Annotated in this window: 7 protein-coding genes; 1 reads left to right on the top strand and 6 read right to left on the bottom strand. The window is 64.5% G+C overall.

The features are described 5' to 3' along the window. Window positions 1–8 precede the first annotated feature (8 nt). Together kduI and kduD are read right to left on the bottom strand one after the other, a co-directional pair. Window positions 9–830 (bottom strand): 5-dehydro-4-deoxy-D-glucuronate isomerase, encoded by an 822-nt coding sequence (gene kduI / locus ACYVKQ_RS12310; protein ID WP_460675637.1) that lies wholly within the window; start codon window positions 828–830, stop codon window positions 9–11. Between the two features lie 93 nt (window positions 831–923). Beyond that, window positions 924–1,697, bottom strand: a complete 774-nt coding sequence (kduD, locus tag ACYVKQ_RS12305) for a 2-dehydro-3-deoxy-D-gluconate 5-dehydrogenase KduD (RefSeq protein ID WP_460675636.1) — start codon at window positions 1,695–1,697, stop codon at window positions 924–926. 275 nt (window positions 1,698–1,972) lie between these two features. Here kduD and ACYVKQ_RS12300 point away from each other — a divergent pair, with 275 nt between their 5' ends. Next, complete coding sequence (locus ACYVKQ_RS12300; protein WP_460675635.1) at window positions 1,973–2,992, top strand: LacI family DNA-binding transcriptional regulator; 1,020 nt, start codon at window positions 1,973–1,975, stop codon at window positions 2,990–2,992. An 84-nt stretch (window positions 2,993–3,076) separates the two neighbouring features. Here ACYVKQ_RS12300 and ACYVKQ_RS12295 read toward each other — a convergent pair whose 3' ends face one another. The 4 genes from ACYVKQ_RS12295 to ACYVKQ_RS12280 form a co-directional block, all read right to left on the bottom strand. Further along, window positions 3,077–5,014, bottom strand: coding sequence for a glycoside hydrolase family 88 protein (locus ACYVKQ_RS12295; RefSeq protein WP_460675634.1), 1,938 nt, complete (start codon window positions 5,012–5,014; stop codon window positions 3,077–3,079). Between the two features lie 243 nt (window positions 5,015–5,257). Further along, the gene (locus tag ACYVKQ_RS12290) at window positions 5,258–6,922 is read right to left on the bottom strand and encodes a glycoside hydrolase family 28 protein (RefSeq protein ID WP_460675633.1); all 1,665 of its coding nucleotides are present in this window, start codon (window positions 6,920–6,922) and stop codon (window positions 5,258–5,260) included. A gap of 62 nt (window positions 6,923–6,984) precedes the next feature. Beyond that, window positions 6,985–8,640 carry a RagB/SusD family nutrient uptake outer membrane protein gene (locus ACYVKQ_RS12285; RefSeq protein WP_460675632.1) on the bottom strand — a complete coding sequence of 552 codons (1,656 nt, stop codon included), beginning with the start codon at window positions 8,638–8,640 and terminating at the stop codon, window positions 6,985–6,987. A gap of 22 nt (window positions 8,641–8,662) precedes the next feature. Beyond that, window positions 8,663–11,698 carry a SusC/RagA family TonB-linked outer membrane protein gene (locus ACYVKQ_RS12280; protein WP_460675631.1) on the bottom strand — a complete coding sequence of 1,012 codons (3,036 nt, stop codon included), beginning with the start codon at window positions 11,696–11,698 and terminating at the stop codon, window positions 8,663–8,665. Between the last annotated feature and the right edge of the window lie 252 nt (window positions 11,699–11,950).

The following is an 11,950-nucleotide window of genomic DNA, read 5'->3' as shown; positions in this document are numbered from 1 at the left end:
AGAAGAAACTAGCGCAGCTGGTGGATGCTGACCGGGTCCATGTCGGTGTACTCGAGGTTTTCGCCGGCCATGCCCCAGATGAAGGCGTAGGCGCTGGAGCCGCAGCCGGTGTGGATGGACCAGGGCGGTGAGAGGATGGCCTGCTCGTTCGACACCCACAGGGGGCGCGTTTCGCTCGGCTCGCCCATCAGGTGCAGCACCCGCTGGTTTTCGGGCAGGTTGAAGTACAGGTAGGCTTCCATGCGGCGGGTGTGGGTGTGCGAGGGCATCGTGTTCCACACCGAGCCGGTTTTCAGCTGCGTGAGGCCCATCACCAGCTGGCAGCTCTGAATGCCTTCCGAGTAGATGTACTTGTAGATGGTGCGTTGATTGGCGGTTTCCAGCGCCCCCATCTCCACCGGCGTGGCTTCGGCCTGGGTGCGGCGGGTGGTTGGGTATTCCTTGTGCGCCGGCGCCGACAGCACGTAGTAGCGGGCGCCCTCACCGCCGAACTGCACGTTCTGGCTGCCTTTGCCCACGTACAAGCAGTCCTGGTGGCCCAGCTCGTACACCGTGCCGTCCACCGTTACCTGGCCGGCGGTGCCCACGTTCAGGATGCCCAGCTCGCGGCGCTCCAGAAAGAAGTTGGCTTTCAGCTCGCCGGGGTTGGGCAACGCCAGCGCCCCGGCGCCCTGCGGCACCACCGCGCCCACAATCATGCGGTCGTAGTGGGTGTACACCAGGGTTACCTCGCCGGCCACGAACAGCTGCTCAATCAGGAAATGCTCCCGCAGCGCGTCGGTGTTCATCTGGGCGGTTTCGCGGGGGCTAACGGCAAAGCGTTGGGTCATCAGGAGAAGGAAGAAGGAGGGAGAAAGAAGGAATGGTGCGAAGGTCAGGATGTGGGTGGTGCTCCTGGGTCCTTCTTCATTCCTCAGTAAAGCTTAGCGGCCCATCCAGCCGCCGTCGACGGTGAGGATGGTGCCGTGCACGTAGTCGCTGGCCGCGGAGGCCAGGAACACGGTGGGGCCTTTGAAGTCGGCGGGGGTGCCCCAGCGGCCGGCCGGGATGCGGCCCAGGATGCTGGTGGAGCGGTCCGGGTCGTTGCGCAGGGCCTCGGTGTTGTCGGTGGCGATGTAGCCGGGCGCAATGGCGTTGACGTTCACGCCGCGGCCGGCCCACTCGTTGGCCAGCGCCTTCACCACCGAGCCGATGGCGCCTTTGCTGGCCGCGTAGCCCGGCACGTTGATGCCGCCCTGGAAGGTGAGCAGCGAAGCCGTGAAGATGATCTTGCCCGAGCCCTGCTCCAGCATGCGGCCGCCGAGGGCGCGGGCCAGGCGAAACGGCGCGTCGAGGTTGATCTGCAGCACTTCGTCCCACAGCTCATCCGAGTGCTCGGCCGCCGGGGCGCGCTTGATGGTGCCGGCGTTGTTCACCAAAATGTCGATGCGCGGGAAGTCGCGCATGACCTGCGCCACAAAGGCGTCGACCTTGGCGCGCTGGCTGAAGTCGCACTGGTAGGCGGTGAAGCGGCGGCCCAGGGCCTGCACCTGCTGCTCCGTGTCGCTGCCTTGCAGGGCCATGGTGGCCGATACGCCGATGATGTCCGCGCCGGCTTCGGCCAGGCCGAGCGCCATGCCCTGCCCGATGCCTTTGTTACAGCCCGTGACGAGGGCGACTTTGCCGGTGAGGTCAAACCATTCGGGAGCGTGGGCCATGTAGTGCGCGGTTAGTAACTTTTCGGGGACCAAAGCCTTGGCGACGAAGCAGTTTCGCCGGAGCTGGTTTGTTAATTTTCATAGCTTCTCAGACAAAACGAAACCGGCTCCTGACTTTATTTGTGCAATCGTTATCGGGAACGTTGCCAATTGGAGCACTCGTTCAATTCCCCATAGTTCGGCACCCCAACTCTGCTGCACTCTCCTGTTTCGGAGCCAAAAAAAAGCCTTAACTACGCGTCCCGATTAATTGCACTTTCACCAGCCCACCCGCTTTGGATACCGTCACCATCAAAGACATTGCCCGCGCCCTGAACCTCTCGACCTCCACGGTGTCGAGGGCGTTGCGCGGCAGCTACGAGATAAATCCCGAGACCAAGCGGCTGGTGCTGGAGTACGCCGAGCGCCTGAACTATCGCCCCAACCCCATTGCGCTCAGCCTCAAGGGCAGCAGCTCGCGGGCCATCGGCGTCATCGTGCCCCAGATAGCCAACTACTTCTTCTCGCAGGCCATCAACGGCATCGAGGCCATTGCCTACAACCGCGGCTACCACGTCATTATTTTCCAGACGCACGAGTCGTACGAGCGGGAAGTGGCCAACGTGCAGCAGGCCATGTCGCGCAAGGTCGACGGGCTGCTGATTTCGCTCTCGAGCGAAACCTCGGACGTGGAGCACCTGCGCGAGCTGCTGGACCGCAACATGCCCATCGTGCAGTTCGACCGCGTGTCGAACGAGCTGAACACCACCCGCGTGGTGGCCGACAACTTTGCCGGGGCCTTCGCCGCCACCGAGCACCTGATCAAGGCCGGGCGCCGGCGCATTGCTCACCTGACCATTCCGCCGTGGATGTCCATCACGCAGGAGCGCCTGGCGGGCTACCGCGCCGCCCTGGAGCAGTACGGGCTGGAGTACGACGAGAACCTGGTGCGCTACGGCACCTTCGGCCCGGACGAGGCCACGGCCATGGTCGATGATCTGCTGGCCCAGTCGCCGCGCCCCGACGCGTTCTTCACCGCCTCCGACCGCCTCGCGCTGGGCGCGCTGGCGGCCCTGCAGCAGCGCAAAGTGGCCATTCCGGACGATGTATCCATCATTGGCTTTACCAACCTGAACGTGGCCGAACTGCTCTCCCCGTCGCTGAGCACGGTGGTGCAGCCGGCCCAGGAAATCGGGCAGATGGCCGCCGAGCGCCTTATCGAACTGATCGAGCGGAAGCACAAGGCCGCCCCGCCGGCGACCATCGTCATTCCCTCCCACCTAGTCGTGCGCGAGTCGACGCGGGTGGTGGAGTAGGCTCCACTCCTACCGCCAAAAAAGCGGCGCCGTGACCCAGCTGGGTCACGGCGCCGTTTTGGATTTGAACGGGCTCCGGCGGCTTTACTTGGCCTGCTGCAGCAGCCAGGCAGCCAGGTCTTTGGCCGCGGCGAAGTTCTGGAACTGCGCCGGAATCTTGCGGCCGTCCACGTACTCGTTGTACAGCCACGGGTCGCCCACGGCGAAGACGGTGCCCTTGCCGAGCTTGGCCGTGGCCATGATGACGTTCGGCCCCTGCTGGACGAGGGCGGTGGCCGGGCTGCTCACCGTGAGCGGCGCCAGCTCCTTGATGTAGGCCGCGCGGGCGTTCTTGAACACCACGTTGCCGGCCGGCAGCTCCACCAAGCCCTGCTCAAACTGGTTGCCCTTTACCATGTTCAGGTTCAGCGGCTGAAACTGCAACCCGAAGGCCTTGGCCAGCCCGTTGAAGCGCGGAATTTCGCAGTTGGAGGTGTCGTTGGCCATCAGCACGAGCACGCCGCCGCCCTTCACCCACTCGGTCAGCGCCTTCACGTCGGCGGGCTGCACGTAGTTGGGCTTGGCGGTTTCCTTTTTCGTGTCCGGATCCACGATGATGTACACGTCCACGCCTTTCAGCGCGGCCGCGGTGGGCGCCGTGGGCACGTAGGTGGTCTTGGCGCCCAGGTCGCGGAACTGGTTGCCCCAGAAGTAGAAGCCGCCGTGGGTGCGGTCGTCCCAGGTGTAGTGCCAGGTTTCCTCCAGCCCGCTGAGCGTGTTCTTGCGCAGCTCGTGGTTGAAGTAGTTGTCGAGGCCCACGGTCTTGCCCTTGCCGGTGGCCTGCTCGGCGGCCACTTCCATTTCCAGGCTGGCCAAGATGAACGGCCCCACCCCTTTCAGGTCGTTTTTGCGCAGCGGCTCGGAGAGGTAATACTCGAAGCTGCCGTCGCGGTAGGGCTTGCCGCCGAGGCCGCCCACGCTCACCGTGCCGTTGAAGGCCAGGGCGCCGCTTTCCTCGGCCACGAAGGTCTTCAGCAGGCCGTCGTAGCCCTTTTTGGCCACGTCGGCGTACTTTTTATCTAGGTAACCCAGCCGCACGCCCTTCTGCAGGAAGTACACGAACATGCTGCTGCCCGAGGCCTCGGCGTAGTTGCCCTTGCGCGCGGCCTGGTCCACCACCAGCGACCAGGTGCCCGTTTTGGCGTCCTGGTACTTGGCCAGCACCGGCGCCAGGCGCTGCACGTACTTGACGAGCTGCGGGCGCTGCGGGTGGTTCTGCGGGAAGTAGTCGAGCACGTCCACGAGGGCCATGGCGTACCAGCCCATACCCCGGTCCCAGAAGTTCGGCGACTGGCCCGTTTGCTTGTTGGCCCACTGCTGCTCGCGGCTTTCATCGTAGCCGTGGTACATCAGGCCGGTTTTGGGGTCCACCAGGTGCTGCTCGATCAGCGCAAACTGCTTGGCCACGTCGTCGAAGCCGGCGGGCTGGTTGAAGACCCGGCTGTACTCGGCGTAGAAGGGCTCGGCCATGTAGAGGCCGTCGAGCCACATCTGGTTCGGGTACACCTTCTTGTGCCAGAAGCCGCCGGCCTTGGTGCGCGGCTGCCCGTCGAGCTGCTTGCGCAGCAGCTGCGCCGCCTTCGCGTACTTCTGCTGCGCCGCCGAGCTGCCCAGCGACATCTGACTGAGCGTGAGCACCACGTGGCCGGTGGTGAGGTTGTCGAGGTTGTAGTCCTCCAGCTTGTAGGTGCGGATGGTGCCGTCCTCGCGCACGAACTGGTCGAGGTCTTTCTGGATGTAGGTGAAGTACTTCGGGTCGCCGGTGCGCTGCCATACGCGCTCCAGGGCCTTGAGCATCAGGCCCTGCTCGTAGTCCCAGCGGGCGGTTTTGCGGTTGCCGATCAGGATGGAGTCGGGGTGCCAGCCGATAAAGGAATCGGCCATGCGCTGCGACATGGACCGGGCCGGGGCCTGCTGCGCCTCGGCGGCGGGGCTCAGCGCCAGCAAGCTCAGCAGCGGAAGAAGGCGGAGGGTTATCTTCATGAGGGTGGAAAAGGCTAGTATCTGCAAACGCCGGTCATCCTGAAGCTGGCGTACGCGGCGCAGCCAAAGGACCTTGTCACCGCGGCACGGCGAGCGTCGGGCCGTTACGCCCCAACGCGACAGGGTTCTTGGCTGCGCCTTTCTGTGGTTCGCTTGGCTCAGGCAGACAGATCAGGCATCGTACGGCCTGCGTGGGTGTCGGCGCCGGTTACGCAACTTCGTTGCCAAACCGGCGCCGAGGAATTAGCTTTTGGAAATCGACACGGCTTTCTTGGGCACGTTAGCGCCCATTTCCACGTCTTTCTTGGCCGATTTGGTGTTGGTGTTTTGCACCTTCACGTTCTTGGTTCGGTCGCCGCTCACGCGCAGCAGCACCTCCGCGTTGTTGGCGTAGCGGATGCCGTCGAGGGTGATGTCGCGCGAATTTTGGATTTCGAGCACCGGGCGGGTTTCCTTCGAGAGCAGCGTCACGTTTTTGAGGCGGATGTTCTCGGCTTCCTGGCACACCAGGCCCTTCTCCGACTCCAGCACGGCGTTTTCGATGCTGATGTCCTTGATGGCCATTTCCGGCAGGCCGCGCACCAGAATGCCGGTTTCGGCGCCCTTGCAGGTCACGTTCTTGATCTGGAAGTTGCGGAACTGCGGCGTGCCTTCGCCCAGCGGCTCGGCTTTCATCACCGGCGGCGCCGTCGATTCGCCCTTCAGCGGCACCGGGTCCTTGGCCGCGTAGTACATGTCGAACAGGATGGCCTGGCCGGCAATGTCGGTCATGTCCACCCCGTCGACGAAGATGTTCTCCACTACGCCGCCGCGGCCGCGGGCCGTCTTGAAGCGCAGGCCCACGTCGGTGCCCATGAAGGTGAGGTTCTGCACGTACAGGTTGCGCGCGCCGCCCGACATTTCGGAGCCAATCACGAAGCCGCCGTGCGCGTGGTACACGCGGCAGTTGCGGAAGATGAAGTTTTCGGTGGGCACGCCGCGCTTGCGGCCCTGCTCGTCGCGGCCCGACTTGATGCAGATGCCGTCGTCGCCCACGTCGAAGGTGCAGCCCTCCACGATGCCGTTGCGGCACGATTCGAGGTCCAGCGCGTCGGTGTTCTGGCCGTACCAGGGGTTTTTGGCCGTCACGTTGCGGATAATAATGTCGTCGCAGAGCAGCGGGTGAATGGTCCAGGCCGGCGAGTTCTGAATGGTGAAGCCCTCCAGCAGCACGCGCTTGCAACGCTGCAGGCTGAGCATGTTGGGCCGCAGGAAGTCCTTCACGTCGGTGAAGTCCTTTACATCCTGCTTCTGGGCTGTCAGCACGCCCGGCTTGTCCGTCAGCGAGGCCTGCAGCGACTGCTGCGAGGGGTACCAAGTATCCTTTTTGGCGTTGACGGCGCCGCCGGAGCCCACCAGCTTGTCCCACTGCGTCTCGCTGAGCTTGCTTTTCTTGACCGGGCGCCACGCGTCGCCGGCCCCGTCGAAGATGCCCTGGCCGGTAATGGCAATGTTTTCCAGGTCGGCGCCGTAGAGCGGCGAGAGGTTGCGCACCGCGTCGAGGCCCTCCCAGTTGGTTTTGATCAGCGGGTAGTCGTTGCGGTTGCTGGAGAACTGCACCAGCGCGCCTTGGGCCAGGTGCAGGTTCACGTTGTTCTGGAGCACGATGGGGCCGGTCAGCCACAGGCCGCGGGGCACCAGCACCACGCCGCCGCCGGCCTGGTTGCAGGCGTCGATGGCTTTGCGGAAGGCGTCGGTGTTCAGCGTCTGGCCGTCGGCCACGGCGCCGTATTTGAGGATGGAAAGGGTGTCGGCGCGAAACGAGGTGGTCTTCACGGCGGGCAGGTTGGGCACCTGCGCGGCCGCTTCGGGGCCCGTGAGCAGCAGGCCGCTCAGCGCCAGGGGAAGCAGGAAAAGGAATGCTTTCATCAAAAAGGGGAAAAGGAAAAAACCTCTGCCCGGCGGGGAGGCCGGACAGAGGGAAAAGGGATTTAGCGGTAGCCTTGGTTCTGCGTGAATTCGGCTTTGTTGAGGATGGCATCCAGCTGCCGCTGCGGAATGGGCCGTACCACGTGGTGACTCTGGATGTTGGGCCCCGCCTCGGGGTTGTGGGTGCGCACCCGGTCGAGCAGCTTGCCGGTGCGTTTCAGGTCAAACCAGCGGTGCTGCTCGCCGGCCAGCTCCCGGGCCCGCTCGTCGAGGATGAAGTCCAGAGTGACCTGCCCGGCGGCAATTTCCATCTGAGCTTCCTTGCCCGGCAGGGCGGCGCGGCGGCGCACCGTGTTGATGAGCGTGGCGGCGCCGGCGGGGTTGTTCAGCCGCAACTGGGCCTCGGCGGCCAGCAGGTACACGTCGGCGAGGCGGATGAGGTAGGCGTCGCGGGCGCTCTGCTCCTCGGCAATGGTGGGGCGCGTCGGGTCGTCAAACTTGCGCAGGCACACGTAGTGCAGCCGGTCGCCGCTCACCGTGCCGTTGGCGCGGTACACCTTGCTCAGGTCCCAGGTGCGGTAGTTTTTGGTGGCCTCCACCGCGTTGGGAATTTCGCGCTTGGTGGCAAACACGGCCGTGTCGCCCACGGCCAGGCGGCCGGCCACGGCGGTATTGGCAAACCACACCGTCTTGAACGTGGCCTGGTAGCGCGCGTCGCGGGTCTCGTCGAAGAGGTTGAGCAGGAACAACGACGGCATGTAGCGGTTGAACGGCCGGCCGTTGGCAATGTCGCGGATCATGCCCGGCTGGTCGTCGTACTTCATCATCCACAGCAGGTGGCCGTTGTTGCCGCCGCGCGGGTGGCCGTCGGGGTACAAGGTGGCGTCGACGCGGTCGTTCAGGCTCAGGTCCTTGGAGTAGTTGACGGCCCAGATGATTTCGCGGTTCTCCAGGTTGGTCATCGTCCAGAGGTCGGCGAAGCGCGGCTGCAGCTGGAAGTTGTAGCTGCTGATGACGCGCTGGGCCAGCGTGGCGGCCTGCTGGTAGTTGCCGCGGGTCAGGTGCACCTTGGCCAGGAAGGCTTCGGCCGCCGGCTTGGTGACCCGGCCGTAGTCCGGAGTGGAGTTGGGCAGGTTGGCCACCGCGAAGTCCAGGTCCTCAATGATCTGCTGGTAGAAGCGGTCCACCGGCGTGCGGTTGGCCGTGGTCTGCACGCTCTTCGTGGCCTCGGTGGTGAAGTGCACGCTGCCCCAGGTTTCCACGATGTGCCAGTAGTAAAAGGCCCGCAGCATGCGCAGCTCGGCTTCGCGCACTTTTTTCTGCGCGTCCGTCAGGCCCGAGCGGCCCACGTAATCCAGGCCGGTGTTGCACACGTTCACGGCGGCGTAGAGCTTGCCCCAGAGCACCTCCAGGGCCCGCGAAGACGACTGCAGGCTGCTGGTGTACTCGGTCAGCTCGGGGTTCACGTCGCCGGCGCCGCGCAGCCACAGGTCGGTGCCCAGCTCCGAGGCGCTGAAGCCGTCTTCCTTGCCGTACCACCAGCGGTTGTAGGAGTACGCGGCGTTGACGAGGCTTTCGAAGCCGGCCGGCGTGGTGTACACGGCTTCGGCGGTGAGGCCCGAGGGGTTATATTCTTCCAGCTGCTTGTTGCAGGCGGTGGAAAGCAAGGCCAGCAGCGTGCCCGCTCCCAGCAGCAGTTTGTTTGTCGTGGTGTTCATGACCAGTGCAGGCTAGGAGTGGCTAAAAGCTGAGGTTGAGGCCCACGGTCAGCACCCGCGGAATGGGGTTGGACAGCGGCGCCAGGCCCACGCGGGCCCCGGCGGGCGTCGAGGTGGAGCTGGTGGCCGTGGCCTCGGGGTTGGAAGCGGCCGCGGCGGCCCCGCGCTCGGGGTCGTAGTTCTTGATTTTGCTGAGCACCAGCAGGTTTTTGCCCTGCACGTAGAGGCGGGCCGTGCCGAAGCCCATTTTGCTTAGCCAGGGCGCCGGCAGGTTGTAGCCCAGCGTGGCGGCGCGCAGCTTCACGTAGGAAGCGTCGCGGTAGGCCAGGGTGCTGAAGTACAGCATGCTGGCTTTCGACACCGACGCGTCGGGGCGCGGGTAGGCGTTGGTGGGGTTTTCGGGCGTCCAGTAATCCTGCTGCGAGCTGTTTTCGATGCCCTGCGGGTCGAAAATCTGGTCGTACTCGTAGTTGATCATCTGTCCGACCCGGGCAAACCACTGAAACGAGAGGTCGAAGCCCTTGTAGCTCACGTCGCTGCTCAGGCTGCCGTTCCACTTGGGCAGGGCCGAGCCGACGATGATGCGGTCGTCCGCGGCCGATATTTTGCCGTCGCCGTTCTGGTCCCGCACCTTGATCTGCCCCGGTTTCTGCCCGTAGCTGCGGGCCTCGTCGGCTTCCGCGGTCTGCCAGATGCCAATCTTCTCGTAGTCGTAGAATACCCGCGTGGGCTGCCCGATAAACCAGCCGTTGTTGATGTCGTTGGCGCCGGTGCTCAGGGCCAGGATTTCCTCCTTGTTGGTAAACCAGGTCAGGCCCAGGTTCCAGCGCAGCGTGCCGTTGTCTATAAGAGCCGCATTCACGCCCACTTCCACGCCGCGGTTGCGCGTCTCGCCCACGTTGCGGGTGCTGAAGCTCTGCCCCGACGACATAGGCAGGAAGGCATCGATGAGCAGCTTGTCGGCGAAGGTATCGTACACGTCGATGCTGCCGGTGAGGCGGTTGCGCACCAGGCCGAAGTCCAGGCCTACGTTGGCCGTGCGCGAGGTTTCCCACTGCAGGTTGTCGTTGCCGAGGCGGGCGCCCAGGGTGTAGCCCGGGGCCGAGGTTTCGCCGTAGGCGAAGGGCACCTTGCTCAGCGGCGTCTGCGAGGAGTAGGCGGCAATGTCGTAGTTGCCAGCCCGGCCGTAGGAAGCGCGCAGCTTCAGGTCGGAGAGCACCGCGACGCCCTTCAAGAAGTTTTCGTCGATGAGGCGCCAGGCCACGGCGGCCGAGGGAAAGAAGGCCCAGGGGTTGCCGGGTAGTTTGCTGGAGCCGTCTTCGCGGCCGGTCAGCGTGAGCAAGTAGCGGCCCTTGTAGCCGTACTGCACCCGGCCCGTAAACGAGACGAGGTTGCTGGCCACGTAGGCGCTGTTGATAACCACCTGCTGGTTGGCGTTGCCCAAGGCGTAGAACTGCTGGAAGCTCAGCAGCTGGTTGGCGCCCTGCGCCCGCGCCTGTTCGGTCTTGAACGTGAGCAGCGAGGTGACGCCCGTGGCCGAGATGCTGTGGTCGCCGAAGGTCTTGTTGTAGTTCAGGATGTTTTCCCAGCTCCAGTTCGTATCCATCTGCGTGCCGTAGGATGTAAGCGGCACGCTGCCGTTGCGGTCCACGGTGTTGGAGCCGAAAAAGGTACCCACGCGGGAGTTGCCCAGCGTCAGGCCCACGTTGGAGCGCAGGTTCAGGTTGGGCAGCACGTCGTAGCTCACGTAGCCGGTCAGGAACGTGCGCATGGTGCGGGTGTTGTTCTCGTAGTTGTCGCCCAGCTCGTCGGCCAGCGGGTTGATGTCCTTGCCGTTGTTGGGAAACACGATGACTTGGCCGTTCTCGTCGCGGGCGGCGCCGAGCGGGTCAATCTTGTTGGCGATGTTGAGCGGGTCGCGGCGGTTGTTTTGGTTGTAGTAGGTCAGCTGGTTTTGCATGCCGACCTTGATTTTGCCGGTCACGGCCTGCTCCAGGTTGAAGCGCGTGGCGTAGCGCTTCAGGTTATCCATGCGGAAAATGCCCTGTTCGCCGTAGTAGTTGGCCGAGAGGTAAAATTTGGTTTTCTCGCCGCCGCCGGCCAGGCCGATCTGGTGCTCCTGCTGCAGGCCCTTGCGCAGGAACTCGTCGGGCCAGCGCGTCCAGGTGCCGTTCTGGATGGCGGCCAGCTGCAGCGGCGTGAGGATCTTCGAGTCGTCGGCCACGCTGGACCAGAGGCCGCTGGCGCGGTTGGCCTCGCGCTTCTGCGCGATGTAGGCCGGCCCGTCGTTCACGTAGGGGTAGTACTGCACCTCCGTCTGCCCCACGTAGGTGTTCAGCGTGAGGGTGGTTTTGCCCGAGGCGCCCTTCTTGGTGGTCACGATAATCACCCCGTTGGCACCGCGCGAGCCGTAAATGGCCGTGGACGCCGCGTCCTTCAGCACCTCCATCGACTGAATGTCGTTGGGGTTGATGTCCTGAATGGAGTTGTACTGAATGCCGTCGACAATGAACAGCGGGCCGTTGTTGGCCGTCAGGGAGCGGTTGCCGCGCACGGTAATGTTCACGCCCGAGGAGGCCGAGCCGCTGCTGCGCGTGATGTCGACGCCGGGCAGGCGGCCCTGCAAGGACTCCATCACGTTGGCCACCGGCACCTTCTTCAGGTCTTCCTCCTTCACCGACACGATGGCGCCGGTCACGTCGCTGCGCTTCACTGCCCCGTAGCCGATGACCACCACTTCGTCGAGGGCCTTCTGGTCGGTGCGCAGCTTCACCGTAACGCTGCCCTGCCGGCCGGCGCTGACCGTTTCGGTGAGGTAGCCCACGTAGCTGAACACCAGCGTCGCGTCGCTGCCTTCGGGCACGCTGAGCGTGAACTCGCCGTTCTCGTTGGTGGAGGCGCCGACGGTGGAGTTCTTCACGACCACCGTCACGCCGGGCAGGCCTTCGCCGGAGCCGGCGTCGAGCACCCGGCCAGTGAGCGGCCGGGTTTGTTGGGCTTGGGCGAGCGTGGCCGAGGTAACGGCCCATAACGCCCCGAGGAGTAAACCTTGTCGCATGTACTGAGAAGTATTAAGAGGTGGGAATGAGCTCTTCACGGACGAGGTCGACTTAGGTGGGAGTCGTCTTCAGTGCAATCAAGGTCACCCTAAAATGAGCCGTTCGGCCGCGGCCCGGGCCTTTTTTTTATGCAATCGTTATCGGGAACGTTCCCAGCGGCTGCGGCTTCGGGGGCGGTGCCGGTTCAGGCCCCGGCCGGTTGCTTGCACCAGCGGCGGCTGATAGGACTTCAGCCGGCCGGGCAGGCGGCC

This window comes from Hymenobacter coalescens (assembly GCF_054783195.1).
This window is presented reverse-complemented; position numbering and strand designations above follow the sequence as displayed.